This is a genomic window from Burkholderia sp. AU4i (assembly GCF_000466765.1).
GTDB classification, from domain to species: Bacteria; Pseudomonadota; Gammaproteobacteria; order Burkholderiales; family Burkholderiaceae; genus Burkholderia; species Burkholderia cepacia.
Window position 1 is genome coordinate 1 of record NZ_ASSI01000199.1, and the last position, 20,273, is coordinate 20,273.

The following is a 20,273-nucleotide window of genomic DNA, read 5'->3' on the forward strand; positions in this document are numbered from 1 at the left end:
GCGGACGGCACCGGCCGCCGCGACCGCCGCACTCGACGCGGGCAGCGCGCCGAGCGCGACCGGCGGCAGTGCCGCGATCAGCACGCCGGCAAACAGGGTGGACAAGGTTCGGCTCATGCGGACTCCTGAGAAAAAAGGGGGGCGTAGCGGCGTCACGGGATGACGTCGCTGCGGGCGGGTCTTTCAACGGAGCTGCGGGGACAACAGGATGCGCGGGCGATGCGGCTGCCCTGCGCGCAGTCGGCACGCGGATGCGTGCGTTACGGAACGGGTGGCGGGCAGGCGTGCCGGTCGGATCGGCGCGGGCGGGTGCGCGTCCTCATCGGCCGGGCACGACGGCGGCCGCGGTTGCGGACGATGCTGACCCTGACGCGGTGGCGACGCGCCCGGTGACAAAGGCGCACGCGTGACCGGCGCGGACGACGGCGGCGCCGGGCGCGGACGAAGCGTAACCTGCCGCCGCGCGGCGACGGCGAGATGGCGCGCACGTGCGCGCCGCATACGGGATTCGCATGTCTCCCCCACCCAGATGGATTCGGCCTGTCAGCGGCCGTGTCCAAAGATCTTATGAAACCTTTTATTGGTATTCAAGTGGTATCAATCTGGCGCTAAATTGGCATCGGTGTGTCCGGCTTGTCCGGGCGAAAAAAAACCTCGCACGAGGCGAGGTTCCTTCCGGGCGGCGGCCGCTCGATCGGCCGAACGCGTCAGTTGCGGGTTACGCGTGCTTCCTGCGTTTTCTGCCGTGCTTCGAGCCACATCGCATTGACGATGCCGAACGACAGCGCGACGCCGATACCGAGAATCCAGCTGAAATACCACATGATCCGACTCCTTGCGAAACGGGGGCGGCGGGGCGCCTGCGCGCCCCGGCCGGGTTCAATACATCGAATGCGTGTTCTCTTCGAGCACCTCGCGCGTGACCTTGCCGCGCATCACGCGATACACCCAGCTCGTGTAGAGCAGGATGAGCGGCAGGAACACGATCACCGCGAACAGCATCACCTGCAGCGTCATGTGGCTCGACGTCGAATCCCACACGGTCAGGCTGCTCCTCGGGTCGAGCGACGACGGCATGATGAACGGGAACATCGAGAAGCCGGCGGTCAGGATCACGCCGACGATCATCAGCCCCGTGCAGAAGAAGGCCGTCTTTTCCTGCTTCGAGCCGGCGAGCAGCATCGCGAGCAGGCCGCCCGCGATCCCGACGACGGGCGCCGCGATCATCCACGGGAATTCGCCGTAGTTCGCGAGCCACAGGCCCGAGCCCGCGGCGACGTCCTTGAGCAGCGGGTTCGCGACCGTATCGGTCGGCGCGGCGTGCGTGATGTGGAAGCCGCCGACATACGAAGCGATCAGCACGCCGGCCAGCACGAACAGCACGACGGCGAGGAACGACGCCACGCGCAGCGCGATCGATGCGCGGCGCGCGATCACGCCTTCCGTCTTCATCTTGATGAAGGCCGCGCCGTGCGCGACGAGCATCGTGAGGCTGACGAGCCCGCACAGCAGCGCGAACGGATTCAGCAACGCCCAGAAGCCGCCGTAATAGGTCACGCGCAGGTCGCTGTCGAACTTGAACGGCACGCCTTGCAGCAGGTTGCCGAACGCGACGCCGAACACGAGCGCCGGCACGAAGCCGCCGACGAACAGGCCCCAGTCCCAGCCCGCGCGCCAGCGCGGGTCAGGGCGCTTGCTGCGGTAGTCGAAGCCCACCGGCCGGAAGAACAACGCGAACAGCACGAGCAGCATCGCGAAGTAGAAGCCGGAGAACGACGCCGCGTAGACGAGCGGCCAGGCCGCGAACATCGCGCCGCCGGCCGTGATCAGCCACACCTGGTTGCCTTCCCATGTCGCACCGACGGTGTTGACGATGATGCGGCGTTCCTCGTCGGTCTTGCCGAGGAACGGCAGCAGCGCGGTCGCGCCCATGTCGAAGCCGTCGGTGACGGCGAAGCCGATCAGCAGCACGCCGACGAGCAGCCACCAGATCACCTTGAGAGTTGCATAGTCCATAGCGATTCCTTGTTCCGTTTCAGGTGCGTGCTCAGGCCGGGGCGCGCTCGCTGGCGGCCACGAGTTCGTGGTGATAGCGGCCGGTATGCAGCGACGACGGGCCGAGGCGCGCGTACTTGAACATCAGCTTGATCTCGATGACGAACAGCGCCGTGTAGAACGCGATGAAACCGGCGAGGCTCAGGTACAGGTCCGTCGACGTCAGGCTGGACGCGGACAGATGCGTCGGCAGGATGCCCGCGATCGTCCACGGCTGGCGGCCGAGCTCGGCGACGACCCAGCCGAATTCCGCGGCGAGCCACGGCAGCGGGATCGCCCACACCGCATAGCGCAGGAACCAGCGGCGGTTGTCCTGCAGCAGCTGCCGGCGCGCACAGAGCCAGAACGCGGCGACGAAGGTCGCGAGGAACAGGAAGCCGAGGAACACCATGATCCGGAACGAGAAGAACACGGGCGCGACCGGCGGGATCGTCTTCTTCGCGGCGGCCTTGATCTGCTCCGGCGTCGCATCGACCACGTTCGGCGTGAACTGCTTGAGCATCAGCCCGTAGCCGAGATACTGCTTGTGCTGGTCGAACAGTGCGCGGGTCGCATCGCTCGTGTCGCCTTCCTTGATCTTCTGCAGGGCGCCGTACGCGAGCATCCCGCTCTGGATGTGCTCCTCGCTGCGCTTCGCGAGCTCGCGCAGGCCGATCACCGGCTCGTCGATCGAGCGCGTCGCGATCAGGCCGAGCGCATACGGGATCTTGATCGCGTAGTCGGTGCGCTCTTCCTTCTGGTTCGGAATGCCGATCAGCGTGAACGAGGCCGGTGCCGGCTGGGTTTCCCATTCCGATTCGATCGCGGCGAGCTTCATCTTCTGCACTTCGCCGGTCGTATAGCCCGACTCGTCGCCGAGCACGATCACGCACAGCGTCGCCGCGAGGCCGAAGCCGGCCGCGACCGCGAACGAACGCAGCGCGAAGTCGGTGTCGCGCTTCTTCAGCAGGTACCACGACGAGATGCCGAGCACGAACATCGCGGCCGTCACGTAGCCGGCCGACACGGTGTGCACGAACTTCACCTGCGCGACCGGGTTGAACAGCACGTCGAACAGGCTCGTCAACTCCATGCGCATCGTCTGGTAGTTGAACTCGGCGCCGACCGGGTTGTTCATCCAGCCGTTCGCGACGAGGATCCACAGCGCGGACAGGTTCGAGCCCAGCGCGACGAGGAACGTGACCATCAGGTGCTTGACCTTCGACAGGCGGTTCCAGCCGAAGAAGAACAGGCCGACGAACGTCGATTCGAGGAAGAACGCCATCAGGCCTTCGACCGCGAGCGGCACGCCGAAGATGTCGCCGACGTAGTGCGAGTAGTACGACCAGTTCGTGCCGAACTGGAATTCGAGCGTGATGCCGGTCGTCACGCCCATCGCGAAGTTGATCCCGAACAGCTTGCCCCAGAACTGGGTCATGTCCTTGTAGACCTGTTTGCCGGTCATCACGTAGACGGCTTCCATGATGACGAGCAGCCAGGACAGGCCGAGCGTCAGCGGCACGAACAGGAAGTGGTAGAGCGCCGTGATGCCGAACTGCAGACGCGACAGATCGACGACTTCGCTACTTATCATGGTGGTCTCCCTCGGTGGGTGCAGGCGCCGGCACCGAGAGCAGCTTCTCGGCGACGGCGGCAGGCGGAAGCGACATGTGCTCGGCCTGCGGATGATTGAAGAATGCGTATTTGAGCGACATCAGGAGGATCAGCTTGACGATCAACACCAGGCTGATGTCGCGGGCGAGGGTCGGGCCGCGTGCCCACGCGGCGATACGCGCACGCCAGCCGATCGTACCGGCCGACCGCGGGGGAGGCGGCGCAGGCTCTTTATTGATCGAGATCAAGGCGATTATCCTGAATCGATGTAGGTCGGAATTGGGGCGGACTTTACGTCGGATTTATGACGGCCGTGAAGCTGTTTTAATCCTTTTGCGCCTGACATGCCAATTTTAAAAGGACTGCTTTCCGATGCCGAGTGCTGCGCTGCGGCAGACCGTCGCGAAACACGGGCCGAAACTTGAGGCAGATCAAGCTTATGCGGAAGGGGCCCGCGAACCGTCCAATACCTGATCAAACAGGTCGATTAATCGACGGAGAAACGAGCGAAGAGGGGGGCGGAAAGGCGAGTGATAAACCGGCCAAAAACCGGTGAAAAAGGCGGGCAAAAAAAACGCTGCCGGTCAGGCAGCGGTTTTCGATGAGGCGCTTTGAATCGCCGGTGATTTACGCGTATTCGGCGAGGGCAGTGCGCATCTTTTTCATTGCGCTCGCCTCGATCTGGCGAATGCGTTCCGCCGACACGCCGAACTCGGCGGCGAGATCGTGCAGCGTCGAGCCGCCCGAGCCGTCGTCGTCGACGTGCAGCCAGCGTGCCTCGATGATGCGGCGGCTGCGCGCGTCGAGCGCGTCGAGTGCCTGCGCGATGCCGTCCGTCTGCAGCGAGTCGCGCTGACGCGCGGCGAGCACGGCGGTCGGTTCGTTGTGCGAGTCGGCCAGGTAGGCGATCGGTGCGTACGACTCCTCGCCGTCTTCGACCTGCCCTTCAAGCGCGATATCGCCGCCCGACAGGCGCGTTTCCATTTCGGTCACGTCTTCGCGCTTGACGTTGAGCTCTTGTGCGAGGCCGTCGATTTCCTCGGGCGTCATCGCCTGCATGCTCTTCTTGTGGCTGCGCAGGTTGAAGAACAGCTTGCGTTGCGCCTTCGTCGTCGCGACCTTCACCATGCGCCAGTTGCGCAGGATGTACTCGTGGATCTCGGCCTTGATCCAGTGGATCGCGTACGACACGAGACGCACGTTCTGGGCCGGATCGAAGCGCTTCACGGCCTTCATCAGGCCGATGTTGCCTTCCTGGATCAGGTCGCCGTGCGGCAGGCCATACCCGAGATAGTTGCGCGCGATCGACACGACGAGCCGCAGGTGCGACAGCACGAGGCGGCGTGCCGAGTCGAGATTGTTGCTTTCGCGGAATTCGGTCGCGTACTGGCGTTCCTCTTCTGCCGTCAGCAGCGGAATGCGATTGACGGCCTGGATATACGCGTCGATGTTGCCAAGCTGGCCCGGCAACATCGATTGAGCTGCGAGCGCCAGCGAGCCTGCCGATTCGGCCTTGGCCGGCGTCGGGCTCAGGGTGTTCGGGAGGGTCAGGGCGTTGCTCACTAAAAACTCCTTTGGAATCAGGGACAAACCCCCGGTCTCGAATGAGATTCCGTGGGGCATCTTAGCACTCCCGCAAGCTGAGTGCTAATTCCTTAGAGCAAGCGTGGGCATCGGAGTTCCCGTTTTTCTATCGAGTTAGTCGAGTCGATAGTCTATTCTGCGACAGGGGAGGTGGGGCGAAGTTCCGTAAGCCGTTGTTTCAGATGGAAATCAGTAGACGATTTCAATTTTTGTTGTTTTGGAAGGAAGCCATTTCGCTTCGTGATGCCGATCCGAAAAGTCCTTTACCATACCATTCAGTTCGCTCGAACCGGCCGCAGCGGCAGGTTCCATTCAACCCACAAAGTTGGAGTGTCAGATGAACAATAAGAAGAATCGCCGGCCCCGCAGCCGGCTTGTCCTGCACGCGATGCTGGCGGCGTCCCTTCTGGGAGGATCGGGCGCGGCATTCGCGGATCGGTGGGGGATTCAGGCGGGCGGCGGTTTTTCGGATCGCCACGGGGTCGACAAGGGCGATCTCGGCGTGGTGTGGGATCCGGGCTGGAACTGGTGGGAAATGGGCGGTTGGCACTTCGCGTTCGTCGTGGAAGGGCACGCCGGCTACTGGCACACGGGCGGCAACGTTCACGGCAGCATCGGCGAATTCGGCGTGACGCCGTTGTTCCGCTTCATCAAGAGCGCCGGGGAGATTCGCCCGTTCATCGAGGCCGGCGGCGGCGTCCGGTTGCTGACGCACCCGACGATCTCGGATCATTTCTCGCTCGGGACCGCGTTCCAGTTCTCGCCGACCGCGGGGGTGGGCGTGCAGTTCGGCCAACGGCAACAGTATCAGGTCGGCTACCGTTTTGAACATGTGTCTAACGCGGGTATCAAAGAGCCGAATCCTGGTATAAATTTCCACCAGTTCTACGTGCAGTACAACTTCTGATCCGCACGCCCGCGCACGGCGTGCGCGTTGCCGAGGAGTCAGGCGATGGCGAAGGTGATCGATGCGATCCGCGCGCTCGAGCGCGATCGGTTCCGGGCGATGGTGGACGGCGACGGCGAGGCGCTCGGCGCGCTTTTGTCGGACAAGGTGTTCTTCGTGCACACCAACGGCAAACGCGAAACCAAGCAGCAGTTCATCGACGCCATCGTCGCCGGCCGCCGCCGCTATCGCCAGATCGAAATCCAGTCGCAGGACGTGCTGCCCGTCGGCGATGAAACCTGCGTCGTCACCGGGCGTGCGTTGATCGAGATGGAAACGAACAACGGCGGCCTGGTCTTCCCGATTGCGTATACCTCCGTCCACACCCAGGAACAGGGCCGCTGGAGCCTGTTCGCGTGGCAGGCGACGCGGTGCGCGACCGAGACATGAGCGCGCGTGGCGCCCGTTTTCATGTCCCTCGAAGCGGCCTTCTGGGCCGCTTTTTGCTGCCTCGTGCGGCGCGGATCGCGCGGCGCACGAGCGGTCACGCACCGCTCGCTGACGTTTGAACCCTGAAACGGAACCGGCCGTCAGGCCGCCGCGCGGCGATCCGCGCAGTGCCAGGCCGAGCGGTTGATCGCGCTGACGAGCGCATCGAGCGCGGCGCCCGCCGCATCGGCGTGCAGGCCGACGCCGTGCCGCAGCGGCGCATCGCCGACCCGGCAGCCCACCGATACCGCGATCCGCCCGTCCATCGTGCGCGCGTGTTCGCACGAAGCAATGTCGATCGCGACGCCGGCGGCGGCCGCGAATGCCGCGGCCAAACGTCGCACGGCATTGTCAGGCGCGATATCCGCCGCGGGCGCCGTCGCGATCTCGCGGTTCCGCCAGCGTGCGCCGTTGCCGTGGCGCGCGGCCGGGCCGTCTGTCTCGAAGAATTCGCGCGCGAACAGCGCGCAGATCGCGTCGCCCGTCACTTCCTCGCCCGACGCGTCGGCAAGCGTCTGCACCGCGTGGCTGAATTCGATCTGCACGCGCCGCGTCGGCGTGAAGCCCATCCCGCGTTCGAGCAGGAACGTCGCGCCGCCCTTGCCGGACTGGCTGTTGACGCGGATCACCGCGTCGTAGCTGCGGCCGAGGTCGGCCGGGTCGATCGGCAGGTACGGCACTTCCCACGGCGCGTCGGGGCGCTGCTGCGCGAAGCCCTTGCGGATCGCGTCCTGGTGCGAGCCTGAGAACGCGGTGAACACGAGGTCGCCCGCGTACGGGTGGCGCGGATGCACCGGAATCTGGTTGCAGCGTTCGACGACGCGGCGCACCGCGTCGATGTCGGAGAAATCGAGGCCCGGATCGATGCCCTGCGTGTAGAGGTTCAGCGCGAGCGTGACGAGATCGACGTTGCCGGTACGCTCGCCGTTGCCGAACAGGCAACCCTCGATGCGGTCGGCGCCCGCGAGCAGCGCAAGTTCGGCCGCCGCGACCGCCGTGCCGCGGTCGTTGTGCGGATGCACGGACAGCACGATGCTGTCGCGATACGCGAGGTTGCGGTCCATCCATTCGATCTGGTCGGCGAACACGTTCGGGCTCGCGGCTTCGACGGTGGCCGGCAGGTTGACGATCATCTTGTGGTCGCGGGTCGGGCGCCAGGTTTGCGCGACCGCGTCGCAGATCTCGCGTGCGAACGTCAGCTCGGTCATGCTGAAGGTTTCAGGCGAGTACTGGAAGGTCCACTGCGTGTCGGGGCGCGCGGCGGCGTGCTCCTTGATGATGCGCGTGCCGTCGATCGCGAGCGCCTTCACGTCGGCCTTCGACATCCCGAACACGATGCGGCGGAACGACGGGCAGACCGCGTTGTACAGGTGCACGATCGCGCGCGGCACGCCCTCGAGCGCGTCGAACGTGCGTGCGATCAGGTCCTCGCGCGCCTGCACGAGCACTTCGATCGTCACGTCGTCGGGAATCCGCTTGTCGTCGATCAGCTTGCGGACGAAATCGAAGTCGGTTTGCGACGCCGACGGAAAGCCGACTTCGATCTCCTTGAACCCGATCGCGACCAGCATCTCGAAGAATTCGAGCTTCTGCTCGATGCTCATCGGCTCGATCAGCGACTGGTTGCCGTCGCGCAGGTCGGTGCTCATCCAGACGGGCGCGCGCTCGATGGTGCGCGACGGCCATTTGCGGCCATTGAGGCGGACGGGCTCGAACGGACGGTACTTGTCTTGCGGATTGCGCTGCATCTTCTGGACCTCGGGTCTCAAGTCGCGAGCGAAGACGGGCGGCATGGGCGACGGTTGGCGCTGCCTCGCTCCGCGGCACGTGAGCGCGCTGCGGATGCGGATGATCTTCGCGAATCGGCCGACGGATAGACGGACGAATGCTGACGACTTCGGGTTGTAAAAACTGCGAGAGGGGTACTGCGAGGAACTGCTGGGAGGGACCGTGCGGACAGCACACGGCGCTACGACAGCCTTAGGCTAGTCGTAGCGATAGCGGCCGCGCTAGGCGGCCGGAGGTAATTCGGAGGGTGTTCGGAAAGGAACGCATGACGGCAACTCTATGCCAGGATGCGCCCGCGTGTCAAATGCCCGGCGCGCGGGGCCGGTTCGCGGGCGTGCCGTCAGCGCGCGATGCGGGTGATCTGCACGATCGTCGCGACCTGGCGGGCGACGGTGTCGGGCACCGGCACCTCGCCGCGCAATACGGCGTCCGTCCACGCGGCCGTCGTGGCCGCATCGCGCGATTCGGGCAGGGCGACGGGGGGCGCATCGGTCGACGAGCGCTCGGCCTCGATCAGCGTGTCGCACACGCCGTCGTGCAGCCAGTCGACCTGCACCTGGCGCCGCGTGTCGGCAACGGCTTCGCCCTCGGTGCCGCGCGCCAGCAGCGCGCCGCCGAGCGCGGCGTCCGGATGGTCGCGGAACAGCTGCGCAAGGCTGTCGCGGTACGGCGGATGCGTGTAGTTGACGAGCCGCAGGCCGGCCGGTGCGAACGGCTGCAGGATCTTCACGAGCGTGTGCGTCGAATTGCGCACGCCGAGCACGCGACGCATCGACAGCAGGCGGGCGATGCGCGGCGCCAGCACCTCGATCGACGCGAACGCGACGCGGCGCTCGGCAAGCGTGTCCTCGATCGCATCGTGCGACGCCGACGGCGCGAGCGACAGCGCCGAGAAGATCTCGGCGCTCGTCACGCGGCCCGGATCCTGCTCGACACCATGCACGAGCACCGGCACGCCTTCGCGTGCGAGCAGCAGTGCGAGCAGCGGCACGAGGTTCGGCTGCTTGCGCGCGCCGTTGTAGCTCGGGATCGCGACGGGGCGGAACGCCGCGTCCTGTACGTGCACGGGCTCGAACGACGCCTGCGCGGCGGCGAGCATCGCGGCCAGCTCGTCGGCGGATTCGCCCTTCAGCCGATAGGCGATCAGGATCGCGCCCAGTTCGACATCCGACACGCGCGCGTCGAGCATCGCGCGATAGAGCTCGAACGTGTCCTCGGCGGACAACGCGCGTGCGCCGTTCGGGCCGCGGCCGATTTCCTTGATGAAGCGGGCGCACGGGAACGGGACGGCGGCGGGATCGTGGGAAGCGGTCATCGGGGCGTGGGGCGGGCGGCCGGCATCGGGCCGCGCTGTGAGCGGTAAGGAATGCCCGAGTATCGCATGGGCACGGCCGGCGCAAGCAAGGGGGCGCATCGCGGCGCGCTACACTCTGGTTCCCGGCGGTGCGCGCGCCGGCTGCGCCGCGCCCGTGCCGTTGCCGGCCGAATACGACTACGAGAGACATCCCATGAAGCTTTACAGCTATTTCCGCAGTTCCGCGTCGTACCGCGTGCGGATCGCCCTGAACCTGAAGCAGCTGCCGTTCGACTATGTTCCCGTGCACATGCTGCGTGACGGCGGCGAGCAACTGAAGGACACGTACCGCGCGCTGAATCCGGACGCGGTCGTGCCGACGCTGACCGACGGCGACGCGACGCTGCAGCAGTCGCTCGCGATCATCGAATATCTCGAGGAAACCCATCCGGAACCGGCGCTGCTGCCGAAGCAGCCGGTCGATCGCGCCTATGTGCGTGCGGTCGCGCTGCAGATCGCGTGCGAAATCCATCCGCTCAACAACCTGCGCGTGCTGAAGTACCTGAAGCACACGCTGAAGGTGTCCGAAGAGGCGAAGAACGCGTGGTACCGGCACTGGATCGAGGCGGGCTTCGAATCGCTCGAGACCCGTCTCGCGAGCGATCCGCGCACCGGCAAGCTGTGTTTCGGCGACACGCCGACACTCGCCGACGTGTGCCTCGTGCCGCAGGTGTTCAACGCGAACCGCTTCTCGATCGATACGACGCGTTATCCGACGATCCAGCGGATCGTCGACCATGCGTCGACGATCGATGCGTTCAAGGCCGCCGAGCCCGGCGCGCAGCCCGACGCCGAATGAGCGCGGTGCGCCCGGCATGCATGACCGGGCGCGCATGAAAAAGGGCGCCCGAAGGCGCCCCGTGCGATGCGTGCCGGCGGTGTTCAGCCGAGCAGCGCGTCCGCGAATTCGACCGCGCTGAACGGCTGCAGATCCTCGACCTTCTCGCCGACGCCGATGAAATAGACCGGCACCGGGCGCTGCCGCGCGATCGCGGCGAGAATCCCGCCCTTCGCGGTGCCGTCGAGCTTCGTGACGATGAGGCCGGTGAGGCCGAGCGCGTCGTCGAACGCCTTGACCTGCGTGAGCGCGTTCTGGCCGGTGTTCGCGTCGATCACCAGCAGCACTTCGTGCGGCGCGCCGTCGTGCGCCTTCGAGATCACGCGCTTCACCTTCTTCAGCTCTTCCATCAGGTGGAGCTGCGTCGGCAGGCGGCCGGCCGTGTCGGCCATCATCACGTCGATCTTGCGCGCGCGCGCGGCGCTGACCGCGTCGAAGATCACCGCGGCCGGATCGCCGCTTTCCTGCTGCACGACCGTCACGTTGTTGCGCTCGCCCCAGACCGCCAGCTGTTCGCGCGCGGCCGCGCGGAACGTGTCGCCCGCGGCCAGCAGCACCGACTGGTCGAAGCTCTGCAGATGCTTTGCGAGCTTGCCGATGCTGGTCGTCTTGCCCGCACCGTTCACGCCGGTGATCATCATCACGAGCGGCTGCGCGCGGCCGAGCATCAGCGACTTCTCGAGCGGCGTCAGCAACTCGACGAGCAGGTCGTGCAGCGCGGCCTTCACCTGCTGCGGGTCGGTCAGGCGGCCCGCGCGCACCTTTTCGCGTAGCGCGCCGAGCAGGTACTCGGTCGCGTCGACGCCCGCGTCGGACATCAGCAGCGCGGTTTCGAGCTCCTCGTACAGATCCTCGTCGATCTTCGTGTTGACGAAGACGCCGGTGATGCTCGAGCCCGTCTTGGCGAGCCCCGTTTTCAGGCGGGCGAGCCACGATTTCTTCGCGGTGGCGTCCTGCAGCGGCGGCGGAACGATTTCGACCGTCTCGACGACTTCGTCTCGCCCGTCGTTGGTCGGTGTGACCGTCATCACGACGGCCGGCGCGGCCGGCTGCGCGGGCGCTTGCGGCACCTCGGCCGCGGGCGGAGCCTCGACCGCGGGCGCATCGGACGGTTCGTCCGTTTGCTGCGCGTCGGCCGATTGCGATTCCGCCGGATCGGGCTCCTGCGTTTTCTTGAATCGTTTGAAGAAGCTGAACATGGTCTGACGTCGGGAAGAGGGCGGGCCGCCGCCAGAAGCGGGGCACCGGACGGGCCGTCCTGCGTTCGCGCGGGCGCGGCGCACGGCGGCCGAAACCGTGCATTTTATCAGTGCGGCGTGGCGCTCGCGTCAGTGCGCGCCGCCGCTGTGGTAACGTGCGCCTGTTTGGCGGTGCGCCCCTGCGCGCGCCCGGTCCCTCCGTCGTCGATATTCCGTATGTCCCGTTCCTCTTCCGGCCGCCCGGCGGCCCCTTCCAGCCGCGGCAAGCCGCACACGATCCGCATCATCGGCGGCGACTGGAAACGCACGCCGCTCGCGGTGCTCGATCTCGACGGCCTGCGGCCGACCCCCGATCGCGTGCGCGAGACGCTGTTCAACTGGCTCGGCCAGGATCTCGAAGGCCGTCGCTGCCTCGACCTGTTCGCGGGCACGGGCGCACTCGGTTTCGAGGCCGCGTCGCGCGGCGCGGCGAGCGTCGTGATGGTCGAGCGCCATCCACGCGCCGCGCAGCAGCTGCGTGCGATCAAGGACAAGCTCGGCGCGCGTGCGGTCGAGGTCGCGGAGGCGGACGCGTTGCGGCTCGCGGCCGGGCTCACGCCGGGCGCGTTCGACGTCGTGTTTCTCGATCCGCCGTTCGGCGAACCGGCTGTGCTCGAGCGCGCGGTCGCGCTGGCGGCGCCGCTCGTCGCGGCGGGCGGCGCGTTGTACGTCGAAACGGGCGCGGAACTCGACCCGGCCGCGCATGATGCGCTCGCGGGCTGGGAGGTGGTGAAGCACGGCAAGGCCGGTGCGGTTCACTATCATTTGCTGCGGCGCGAAAATGATGAATAATGCGCGTTCCATACGAGGCGGCGCGCTGCAAAGGCGACGCATGCCCATCTCGGCAGTCGCGTGCGCATGGCACCGCTGCCATCCCGTTTGCGTGATGACAGGAGGAGCGACATGGTAGTCGCCGTGTATCCCGGTACGTTCGATCCGCTGACGCGCGGGCACGAAGACCTCGTGCGGCGTGCGTCGAGCATTTTTGATACGCTGGTGGTCGGTGTGGCCGACAGCCGCGCGAAAAAGCCGTTCTTCTCGCTGGAAGAACGTCTGACGATTGCGAACGAGGTGCTCGGCCATTACCCGAACGTGAAGGTGATGAGTTTCACCGGCCTCCTGAAGGACTTCGTCCGCACCAACAACGCACGCGTGATCGTGCGCGGCCTGCGTGCCGTGTCCGATTTCGAATATGAGTTCCAGATGGCGGGGATGAACCGCTATCTGTTGCCCGACGTCGAGACGATGTTCATGACGCCGTCCGACCAGTACCAGTTCATCTCGGGCACGATCGTGCGCGAAATCGCGCAGTTGGGCGGTGATGTCAGCAAGTTCGTGTTCCCGTCCGTCGAGAAGTGGCTGACCGAGAAAGTGACGGCGATGGGAGGCCCTGCCGCGTGACGCGGCGCCGGCCGGTTTCGTCGCGAAGCCGGCCACCGGCCTGAAGAAGTGAGATCAGTATGGCTTTGATGATTACCGACGAGTGCATCAATTGCGACGTGTGCGAGCCCGAGTGCCCGAACGGCGCGATTTCGATGGGCCCGGACATCTACGTGATCGACCCGAACAAGTGCACCGAGTGCGTCGGCCATTTCGACGAACCGCAGTGCCAGCAGGTGTGTCCGGTCGAATGCATTCCGCGCGATCCGCAGCATGACGAATCGCACGCGCAATTGATGGAGAAGTATCACGCGTTGATCGCCGTGAAAGGCGACGACGCGTCGTGACCCCGTGGTGACGCGCGCGCCTGGGCTGTTCGGCACGCACGTCACGCATCCGGATCGGCGCCGCCTGGCGCCGGTTCCTTCATGTCAGGCCAGCAGCTCGCGCAACGCCGCGACGAGCGTATCGCATTCGGCATCGGTGCCGACGGTGATGCGCAGGTGCTGGTCGATTCGCGGCAGCCCGAAGTGCCGCACGAAAATTTCCCGTTCCTTCAGTTTGGCCGCGATGGCGCCCGCGTCGTGCGCGGGATGGCGCGCGAACACGAAATTCGCGGCCGACGGCACGACGTCGAAGCCGAGCGTGCCGAGCGCGTGCGTGAGCCGCGTCCGGCTGTCGATCACGCGCCGGCAGGTTGCGCTGAAATAATCGGTGTCTTCGTATGCCGCCTGCGCGGCGACTTGCGCGAGCCGGTCGAGCGGGTACGAGTTGAAGCTGTCCTTCACGCGGTTCAGCGCGTCGATCAGCGCGGCGTCGCCGAATGCGAAACCGACGCGCATGCCCGCGAGCGAGCGCGCCTTCGACGTCGTGTGCACGACGAGCAGGTTCGGGTAGCGATCGATCAGCGCAATCGCGGACTGCGCACCGAAGTCGACGTAGGCTTCGTCGATCACGACGACCGACGACGGATTCGCGGCCGCGATCCGCTCGACATCCGCGAGCGGCAGCGCGCGCCCGGTCGGCGCGTTCGGGTTCGGAAACAGCACGCCGCCGGCATCGTCGAGATAGTCGTCGACACGGATCGAGAGGTCATCCGCGAGCGGCACGACCGTCGTCTCGACGCCGTACAGGCGTGCATAGGTCGGATAGAAGCTGTACGTGATGTCGGGGAAGCGCAGCGGCCGGTCGTGCTTGAGCAATGCCTGGAATGCGTGCGCGAGCACCTCGTCGGAGCCGTTGCCGACGAACACCTGCTCGGGCTGGATGCGGTGATGGGCCGCGACCGTCTCGCGCAGTGCGCGTGCAACCGGGTCCGGATAGCGGCGCAGCGTGTCGCCGGTCGCGCCGAGTTCGCGCGCGATCGCCGCGACGACGCGCGGCGACGGCGGATAGGGATTTTCGTTGGTGTTCAGCTTGACCGGGTGTGCAAGCGCGGGCTGCTCGCCCGGCACGTAAGGCACGAGTTGCTGAACGACGTCGCTCCAGTAACGGCTCACCGCTTGGCTCCTGTCGGGCAAAGCGACCAGATTACCGCAAGTGTGCGCAGGATGGGGCGGACCGGGCCGCCCGGCGACGCCGGACGGCGCGACGGTCGTGGTGGAGCGCTGCGGTCAGTTGCGATGCAGCTGCATCGTCGCGCGGTCGAGTTCGCCCTTGACGACCATCGGCATCACGGCGAGCGCGCGTTCGATCGACGCGTCGATCACGTCCTGTTCCTCGCGGCGCGGCGGCTTCAGCACGAAGTTCGCGACATCGGGCTTCGCGCCGGCGCGGGCGCTTTCCGGAATCAGGTCGCGCGGATGGCCGATGCCGATCCGCAGTCGCCAGTACTGTTGCGACGACAGGTGTGCGGTGATGTCCTTCAGGCCGTTGTGGCCGCCGCTGCCGCCGCCGAGCTTCAGCTTCACGGTGCCGGGCGGCAGGTCGAGCTCGTCGTGTGCGACGAGGATCTGGTCGGGCAGGATCTTGAAGAACTGCGCGAGCGCGACGACCGACTGGCCGGAGCGGTTCATGTAGGTTTGCGGCTCGAGCAGGTGGACTTCTTCACCGTGCAGGCGCGCTTTCGCGTAGAAGCCATGGAAGCGGCGCTCGTCGCGCAGCGTCGCGCCTGCTTCGCGGGCGAGCTGATCGATCAGCCAGAAGCCGGCGTTGTGGCGCGTCGCGGTGTATTCCGCCCCGGGATTGCCGAGGCCGACGATCAATTTGATCATGACGTTTCGAAGGCGGCAGCCGCCGCCTGGGCGCAGAAAAAGAAAAACCCGCCGGGCAAGCCGCGGCGGGTTGCGTCGACCGTTTCGTGAAACGGATCGATGGGGCGCGTAGGCAGCCGCTTAGGCAGCCGGCGTTTCGCCTTCGGCTGCGTCCGACACGGCACCAGCCGGGACCGTCGCCGATGCGACAACCGGGTTTTCCGCGTCGACGTGCGCGACCAGCGCGACGCCCTTCGGCAGTGCGATGTCCTTCGCGTGCAGCGATTGACCGGCTTCGATCTTCGACAGGTCGACTTCGAGGAACTCCGGCAGGTCAGCCGGCAGGCACTCGATTTCGATTTCCGTCGCGACGTGCGAAACGATCGCGCTCGACAGCTTCACGGCCGGGCTGATTTCAGCGTTCAGGAAGTGCAGCGGAGCCTTCGTGTGCAGCTTCTTCTTCGCGTCAACGCGTTGGAAGTCCACGTGCAGCACCAGTTGCTTGAACGGGTGGTATTGCACGTCGCGCAGCAGAACCTGTTGCGACTGGCCAGCCACTTCGAGGTCGAGGATCGACGAGTGGAAAGCTTCTTTCTTCAGGGCGTGCCACAGGGCGTTGTGATCGAGTTCGATCTTTTGCGGGGCTGCTTCGCCACCGTAAACGATACCCGTGGTCTTACCGGCGTTGCGCAGGCGGCGGCTCGCACCCGTACCTTGCTGTTGGCGCTCGAAAGCGACGACTTTCATATGATTCTCCAATGGCTGCCCGCGACCAGGCAGTAAAACGGGGCCGTCAAATGTCGGCCCCCGATGAAGCGGACGGGGTTTCGTCTATCCCGTCCGATTGTGCAAAAAGCGAAGCGTTGCCGCTTCGCTTTCTGCGCATGCTTTGTTCAGTCGATTCGCGATCAGGATTCCGCGAACAGCGACATCACCGAATCGCCGCGGCGGATCCGCGAGAACGTTTCGGCCAGCAGGCTCGCGCTCGTCAGTGCACGGATCTTCGAGCAGCCGAGCGATTCGGCGGACAGCGGGATCGTGTCGGTGACCACCAGCTCGTCGAGTGCCGACGCGGCGATGCGGTCACCCGCGCCACCCGACAGCACCGGGTGCGTCGCGTAGGCGAAAACCTGTTTCGCGCCGCGCTCCTTCAGCACTTGTGCGGCCTTGCAGAGCGTGCCTGCCGTATCGACCATGTCGTCCATGATCACGCAGGTGCGGCCTTCGACTTCACCGATGATGTTCATCACCTCGGAGACGTTCGCCTTCGGGCGACGCTTGTCGATGATCGCGAGATCGCAGTTGAGCTGCTTCGCGAGTGCCCGGGCACGCACCACGCCGCCGACGTCCGGCGACACGACGAGCAGATCCGGGTAGTTCTGCTTGCGCAGGTCACCCAGCAGGATCGGCGTTGCGTAGATGTTGTCGACCGGGATGTCGAAGAAGCCTTGAATCTGGTCGGCGTGCAGATCCATCGTGATGATCCGCTCGACGCCGGCGATTTCCAGCATGTTCGCGACGACCTTCGCCGAGATCGCAACGCGCGCCGAACGCGGGCGGCGATCCTGACGGGCGTAGCCGAAGTAGGGGATGGCTGCAGTGATCCGGCCGGCGGATGCGCGCTTGAGCGCATCGACCATGATCATCAGTTCCATCAGGTTGTCGTTCGTCGGTGCGCACGTGGATTGCAGGACGAAGACGTCCTTGCCGCGCACGTTTTCCTGGATCTCGACCTGGATCTCGCCGTCGGAGAAACGGCTGACCATTGCTTTGCCGAGGGGGATACCAAGGATATTGACGACTTCCTGGGCGAGCGCGGGATTCGCGTTGCCAGTAAAGACCATCAGGCCATCATGGCTGTGGCTGCTCATCGTGCACCTGCTTCAGGCTTGGGCGGGAAATGCGGGAAAATTTTTGGCAGGGGAGGAAGGACTCGAACCCTCGCATGCCGGAATCAAAATCCGGTGCCTTGACCAACTTGGCGACTCCCCTACACTTAACTGACTGCTTCACCGAACTCGTGTAGGCCGTTCGACAAAGTAAAACTTCATGACGCGAAAGCGAAGAGCGGATGCTCGTTCAGGCTCTCGGCAACTTCACCCTTCCAACTGGCGGGCAGCTTGGCTTTCGCCGCTTCTGCCTCGTGCTTGCTGTGAAACGCTGCAAACACGCTTGCTCCGGAGCCGGTCATCCTCGCGGGGGTCAAATCATACAACCTTTTAACCACCTGCGCAACTTCCGCGTACTTCCTTGTTACAACTTCCTGCATGTCGTTCCGGCCGAAGCTATCTGGCCATCCCGCATCGCTGGTTTGCTGTGCAAGAAAGTCAGCAATTGTGACGGGCTTCGTATCTCTTGTCAACAACTCATCTGAAAATATTTCAGCGGTCGGGACATGAACGCTTGGCGTCACAACCAAGAACCAGCGAGTCGGCAATTGTACCTCAGCTAATTCTTCTCCGATACCCTCTGCGAACGCATTTTTTCCAAAAATAAAAAACGGAACGTCTGCGCCGAGTTTGACCGCGAGTGACTGAAGCTCGGCGCGCGGCAGGTCGAGTTGCCACAGGCGGTTCAGTGCGAGCAGCGTCGTTGCGGCGTCGGAGCTGCCGCCGCCAAGGCCGGCCCCCATCGGCAGGCACTTGTCGATCTCGATGTCGACGCCGTGCGCGGTGCCCGTATGTGCTTTCAGCAGGTTGGCCGCGCGCACGACGAGGTCGCTTTCCTCGGGCACGCCGGGCACGTCGGTGACGCGCGCGACGCGACCGTCGTCGCGCAGCGTGAAATGCAGCGTGTCGCCCCAGTTCAGCAACTGGAACACGCTCTGCAGATCGTGATAGCCGTTCGGGCGGCGGCCGGTGATGTGCAGGAACAGGTTGAGTTTCGCGGGCGCAAGGCAATTGCGCAGCGAGCGGGTCGAATCGGTCATGCGTATGTCTGGGCTGGGCCGGTGCTCACTGGTCGAGCACGAGCTTGATGTCGAGCGGCGGGGTCGCGCGCACGAGGTTGACGCGTTTGACGCCCGTGGCCGGGGCATCCGCGTAGGCGAGGTAGTCGATCGTCCAGCCGTCCTGGCGGATCTGCTTGACGCGCGTGCCGTCGGCCGGGTCGCGCACCGTCTCCGCAGGGGTCGCGGGCGCGGCCGTGGGCAGCAGCCAGTAGCGCAGGCCCGCGAGCGGCAGTTCGAAGCCGAGCGTTTTCTGCATCAGGTCGCCGACGTCCGGCGCATATTGCGTCGGACGGTTCGGCAATTCGAGCGATGCCGCCTGCGGCGTCGATTTCACGACCGCGAGCGTCTGGCCGAGCGGGCTGCGCAGCTCGAGCGACACGTCGTCGCCGTGCTCCTGCCAGTCGAAGTTGCCGTACACGTTCTGCTGCTTGCCGAGACGGTCGTCGTACTGCACCGCGAAGCGGCCATGGTAAGCGTGCGTTGCGGCGGTCTGCAGCGGCGCGCCCGTCGGCGCGCTGGCCGACGGCGGCGTGCTCGCGCAGCCGGCGAGCGCGAGCGCCGCGCCGGCTGCGGCCAGCGTGCGCTGCGCGCGGGAGGACAGGGAAAACGTCGGGAACATCTGCATCAGAGGCCGTTGATCTGGAGGCGCTTCAGCGTCTGCACGAGCGTTTCGTTGTCCGGCTCGAGCTTCTGCGCGTCACGCCACGCGGAACGCGCGTCGTCCTGCGCGCCGCTCTTCCACAGCACTTCGCCGAGATGCGCGCCGATTTCGGCGTTCGGCTGCAGTTCGTACGCGCGCCGCAGCACCTTCGCCGCGCCGGCCGTATCGCCCATCCGGTACTTCACCCAGCCGAGACTGTCCATGATGTAGGCATCGTTCGGCGCGAGCGTCATTGCCTTGTCGATCAGCTTGCTGGCTTCGGGCAGCCGCTGGTTGCGGTCGGCGAGCGAATAGCCGAGCGCGTTGTACGCCTGCGGATTGTCGGGCTGCGTGCGGATCAGCTCGCGCAGCTGCTTTTCCATCGTCGTGTAGTGGCCGGTTTTTTCGGCCGCCATCGCGTAGTCGTAGCGCAGGTCGGGATCGTCCGGGAAGTCCTGGACCGCCTGCCCGAGCCGGGCCTCGGCTTCCGGATAGCGCTTCGCGGTGAACAGGATCGACGCGTCGGTGCGAGCGACCACGGCGGCATCGCGCGGATCCGTGATCGGCAGGTTGTCGAGCACCTTGCGCGCCTCGTCGGTCTTGCCCTGTTTCTGCAGCAGTTGCGCGCGCGTGATCTGCGCCGGGAGATAGTGCTGGCTCGTCTGGTCGACCTTGTCGAGCCATTGCGACGCCTGCGCGTCGTTGTTCTGGTCGATCGCGATCTGCGCGAGGTAGATGTAGCCCTGGCCGACGTCGAGGTTCGGCTGCTTGTCGCCGAGCTGCACGTATTGCTTCAGGTAGGCGGTGGCTTCGTCGAGCTTCTTCTGCTGGATCTTGATCAGCGCGAGCGCCATCAGCGGCGTCGGATCCTTCGAGTCGAGCTTGCGCATCGTCTCGAACTGCTTCTGCGCGTCGTCGAGGCGATCGTCGGCGAGATAGAGCTGCGACAGCGCGAGCCGCGCATCGCGCGACTTCGGATTCTGCTGAACATACTTCTCGAACGACGCGATGCCCGCCGCGCGTTCCGCAGGCCCCATCTGCGACAGCATCAGGGCCGCCGGCAGGTAGTCGGGGCGGATCTGCAGCGCCTGCTTCAGCGACTGCGCGGCGCCGTCCTTGTCGTCGACCGCAAGCTGCTGGCGCGCGATCGCGAGCTGAGCCTCGGGCCGGTTCAGGTCGTTCTTCAGCATGTCCTTCAGCACCGCGAGGCCGCCGACGCGGTCGGGGCCGCGCACGAGCAGCGCCTGCAGCGCGAGGATCGCCGGGCCGCGCGTCTCGCCGGTCGC

Annotated in this window: 21 protein-coding genes and 1 tRNA gene; 6 read left to right on the forward strand and 16 right to left on the reverse strand. The window is 65.7% G+C overall.

Annotated elements, in window-relative coordinates:
* Positions 1 to 707: 707 nt before the first annotated feature.
* The 5 genes from cydX to rpoH all read right to left on the reverse strand — a co-directional run bounded on the left by cydX (position 708) and on the right by rpoH (position 5,211).
* Positions 708 to 824: a cytochrome bd-I oxidase subunit CydX gene (cydX, locus tag L810_RS44395; RefSeq protein ID WP_021163033.1), complete on the reverse strand. Its 117-nt coding sequence runs from the start codon at positions 822 to 824 to the stop codon at positions 708 to 710.
* A gap of 55 nt (positions 825 to 879) precedes the next feature.
* Positions 880 to 2,016: a cytochrome d ubiquinol oxidase subunit II gene (gene cydB, locus L810_RS35650; protein WP_021163034.1), complete on the reverse strand. Its 1,137-nt coding sequence runs from the start codon at positions 2,014 to 2,016 to the stop codon at positions 880 to 882.
* 31 nt (positions 2,017 to 2,047) lie between these two features.
* Positions 2,048 to 3,628, reverse strand: a complete 1,581-nt coding sequence (locus L810_RS35655) for a cytochrome ubiquinol oxidase subunit I (RefSeq protein ID WP_021163035.1) — start codon at positions 3,626 to 3,628, stop codon at positions 2,048 to 2,050.
* Positions 3,618 to 3,896 carry a cytochrome oxidase putative small subunit CydP gene (cydP, locus tag L810_RS35660; protein ID WP_021163036.1) on the reverse strand — a complete coding sequence of 93 codons (279 nt, stop codon included), beginning with the start codon at positions 3,894 to 3,896 and terminating at the stop codon, positions 3,618 to 3,620. Before cydP ends, L810_RS35655 begins: the two co-directional genes overlap by 11 nt.
* 379 nt (positions 3,897 to 4,275) lie before the next feature.
* A complete protein-coding gene (gene rpoH, locus L810_RS35665) occupies positions 4,276 to 5,211 on the reverse strand; it encodes an RNA polymerase sigma factor RpoH (protein ID WP_021163037.1) in 936 nt (311 codons plus the stop codon).
* A gap of 358 nt (positions 5,212 to 5,569) precedes the next feature.
* On the opposite strand from rpoH, the gene L810_RS35670 reads away from it, so the two are divergent.
* Both L810_RS35670 and L810_RS35675 read left to right on the forward strand, forming a co-directional pair.
* Positions 5,570 to 6,139, forward strand: a complete 570-nt coding sequence (locus L810_RS35670; RefSeq protein WP_021163039.1) for an acyloxyacyl hydrolase — start codon at positions 5,570 to 5,572, stop codon at positions 6,137 to 6,139.
* 45 nt (positions 6,140 to 6,184) lie between these two features.
* On the forward strand, positions 6,185 to 6,568 hold the full coding sequence (locus tag L810_RS35675; RefSeq protein ID WP_021163040.1) for a nuclear transport factor 2 family protein: 384 nt from the start codon (positions 6,185 to 6,187) through the stop codon (positions 6,566 to 6,568).
* Between the two features lie 140 nt (positions 6,569 to 6,708).
* On the opposite strand, the gene leuA is transcribed toward L810_RS35675, so the two are convergent.
* Both leuA and ybiB read right to left on the reverse strand, forming a co-directional pair.
* Positions 6,709 to 8,355, reverse strand: a complete 1,647-nt coding sequence (gene leuA, locus L810_RS35680; protein WP_021163042.1) for a 2-isopropylmalate synthase — start codon at positions 8,353 to 8,355, stop codon at positions 6,709 to 6,711.
* A gap of 380 nt (positions 8,356 to 8,735) precedes the next feature.
* Positions 8,736 to 9,710: a DNA-binding protein YbiB gene (gene ybiB, locus L810_RS35685; RefSeq protein WP_021163043.1), complete on the reverse strand. Its 975-nt coding sequence runs from the start codon at positions 9,708 to 9,710 to the stop codon at positions 8,736 to 8,738.
* A gap of 193 nt (positions 9,711 to 9,903) precedes the next feature.
* On the opposite strand from ybiB, the gene maiA reads away from it, so the two are divergent.
* A complete protein-coding gene (maiA, locus tag L810_RS35690; protein WP_042977548.1) occupies positions 9,904 to 10,548 on the forward strand; it encodes a maleylacetoacetate isomerase in 645 nt (214 codons plus the stop codon).
* Between the two features lie 83 nt (positions 10,549 to 10,631).
* Here maiA and ftsY read toward each other — a convergent pair whose 3' ends face one another.
* A complete protein-coding gene (gene ftsY / locus L810_RS35695) occupies positions 10,632 to 11,786 on the reverse strand; it encodes a signal recognition particle-docking protein FtsY (RefSeq protein WP_021163045.1) in 1,155 nt (384 codons plus the stop codon).
* A gap of 216 nt (positions 11,787 to 12,002) precedes the next feature.
* On the opposite strand from ftsY, the gene rsmD reads away from it, so the two are divergent.
* From rsmD to L810_RS35710, 3 genes are all read left to right on the forward strand, one after another.
* Positions 12,003 to 12,617, forward strand: a complete 615-nt coding sequence (gene rsmD / locus L810_RS35700; RefSeq protein WP_021163046.1) for a 16S rRNA (guanine(966)-N(2))-methyltransferase RsmD — start codon at positions 12,003 to 12,005, stop codon at positions 12,615 to 12,617.
* A 111-nt stretch (positions 12,618 to 12,728) separates the two neighbouring features.
* Complete coding sequence (gene coaD / locus L810_RS35705; RefSeq protein ID WP_021163047.1) at positions 12,729 to 13,226, forward strand: pantetheine-phosphate adenylyltransferase; 498 nt, start codon at positions 12,729 to 12,731, stop codon at positions 13,224 to 13,226.
* A gap of 59 nt (positions 13,227 to 13,285) precedes the next feature.
* On the forward strand, positions 13,286 to 13,552 hold the full coding sequence (locus L810_RS35710; protein WP_006477774.1) for a YfhL family 4Fe-4S dicluster ferredoxin: 267 nt from the start codon (positions 13,286 to 13,288) through the stop codon (positions 13,550 to 13,552).
* A gap of 84 nt (positions 13,553 to 13,636) precedes the next feature.
* On the opposite strand, the gene hisC is transcribed toward L810_RS35710, so the two are convergent.
* The 8 genes from hisC to L810_RS35750 all read right to left on the reverse strand — a co-directional run.
* The gene (hisC, locus tag L810_RS35715; RefSeq protein ID WP_021163049.1) at positions 13,637 to 14,704 is read right to left on the reverse strand and encodes a histidinol-phosphate transaminase; all 1,068 of its coding nucleotides are present in this window, start codon (positions 14,702 to 14,704) and stop codon (positions 13,637 to 13,639) included.
* Between the two features lie 114 nt (positions 14,705 to 14,818).
* Entirely contained in the window at positions 14,819 to 15,418 is a 600-nt protein-coding gene (gene pth, locus L810_RS35720; protein ID WP_021163050.1) for an aminoacyl-tRNA hydrolase, read from the reverse strand.
* 120 nt (positions 15,419 to 15,538) lie between these two features.
* Entirely contained in the window at positions 15,539 to 16,144 is a 606-nt protein-coding gene (locus tag L810_RS35725; RefSeq protein ID WP_021163051.1) for a 50S ribosomal protein L25/general stress protein Ctc, read from the reverse strand.
* A 161-nt stretch (positions 16,145 to 16,305) separates the two neighbouring features.
* A complete protein-coding gene (locus tag L810_RS35730) occupies positions 16,306 to 17,268 on the reverse strand; it encodes a ribose-phosphate pyrophosphokinase (protein ID WP_027789096.1) in 963 nt (320 codons plus the stop codon).
* Between the two features lie 44 nt (positions 17,269 to 17,312).
* Positions 17,313 to 17,389, reverse strand: a tRNA-Gln gene (locus tag L810_RS35735).
* Between the two features lie 55 nt (positions 17,390 to 17,444).
* Positions 17,445 to 18,326 (reverse strand): 4-(cytidine 5'-diphospho)-2-C-methyl-D-erythritol kinase, encoded by an 882-nt coding sequence (gene ispE, locus L810_RS35740; protein ID WP_021163053.1) that lies wholly within the window; start codon positions 18,324 to 18,326, stop codon positions 17,445 to 17,447.
* Positions 18,327 to 18,351: 25 nt separating this feature from the next.
* Positions 18,352 to 18,972 carry a lipoprotein insertase outer membrane protein LolB gene (gene lolB / locus L810_RS35745; protein WP_021163054.1) on the reverse strand — a complete coding sequence of 207 codons (621 nt, stop codon included), beginning with the start codon at positions 18,970 to 18,972 and terminating at the stop codon, positions 18,352 to 18,354.
* On the reverse strand, positions 18,972 to 20,273 hold a 1,302-nt coding region (locus L810_RS35750; RefSeq protein ID WP_042977549.1), incomplete at its 5' end, for a tetratricopeptide repeat protein. The genes L810_RS35750 and lolB, both read right to left, overlap by 1 nt.

Bases quoted from the DNA above. Each gene is read 5' to 3' on its own strand.
- cydX (WP_021163033.1), bottom strand. From the start codon at position 824: ATGTGGTATTTCAGCTGGATTCTCGGTATCGGCGTCGCGCTGTCGTTC.
- cydB (WP_021163034.1), bottom strand. From the start codon at position 2,016: ATGGACTATGCAACTCTCAAGGTGATCTGGTGGCTGCTCGTCGGCGTG.
- L810_RS35655 (WP_021163035.1), bottom strand. From the start codon at position 3,628: ATGATAAGTAGCGAAGTCGTCGATCTGTCGCGTCTGCAGTTCGGCATC.
- L810_RS35670 (WP_021163039.1), top strand. From the start codon at position 5,570: ATGAACAATAAGAAGAATCGCCGGCCCCGCAGCCGGCTTGTCCTGCAC.
- L810_RS35675 (WP_021163040.1), top strand. From the start codon at position 6,185: ATGGCGAAGGTGATCGATGCGATCCGCGCGCTCGAGCGCGATCGGTTC.
- leuA (WP_021163042.1), bottom strand. From the start codon at position 8,355: ATGCAGCGCAATCCGCAAGACAAGTACCGTCCGTTCGAGCCCGTCCGC.
- ybiB (WP_021163043.1), bottom strand. From the start codon at position 9,710: ATGACCGCTTCCCACGATCCCGCCGCCGTCCCGTTCCCGTGCGCCCGC.
- maiA (WP_042977548.1), top strand. From the start codon at position 9,904: ATGAAGCTTTACAGCTATTTCCGCAGTTCCGCGTCGTACCGCGTGCGG.
- ftsY (WP_021163045.1), bottom strand. From the start codon at position 11,786: ATGTTCAGCTTCTTCAAACGATTCAAGAAAACGCAGGAGCCCGATCCG.
- rsmD (WP_021163046.1), top strand. From the start codon at position 12,003: ATGTCCCGTTCCTCTTCCGGCCGCCCGGCGGCCCCTTCCAGCCGCGGC.
- coaD (WP_021163047.1), top strand. From the start codon at position 12,729: ATGGTAGTCGCCGTGTATCCCGGTACGTTCGATCCGCTGACGCGCGGG.
- L810_RS35710 (WP_006477774.1), top strand. From the start codon at position 13,286: ATGGCTTTGATGATTACCGACGAGTGCATCAATTGCGACGTGTGCGAG.
- pth (WP_021163050.1), bottom strand. From the start codon at position 15,418: ATGATCAAATTGATCGTCGGCCTCGGCAATCCCGGGGCGGAATACACC.
- L810_RS35725 (WP_021163051.1), bottom strand. From the start codon at position 16,144: ATGAAAGTCGTCGCTTTCGAGCGCCAACAGCAAGGTACGGGTGCGAGC.
- L810_RS35730 (WP_027789096.1), bottom strand. From the start codon at position 17,268: ATGAGCAGCCACAGCCATGATGGCCTGATGGTCTTTACTGGCAACGCG.
- ispE (WP_021163053.1), bottom strand. From the start codon at position 18,326: ATGACCGATTCGACCCGCTCGCTGCGCAATTGCCTTGCGCCCGCGAAA.
- lolB (WP_021163054.1), bottom strand. From the start codon at position 18,972: ATGCAGATGTTCCCGACGTTTTCCCTGTCCTCCCGCGCGCAGCGCACG.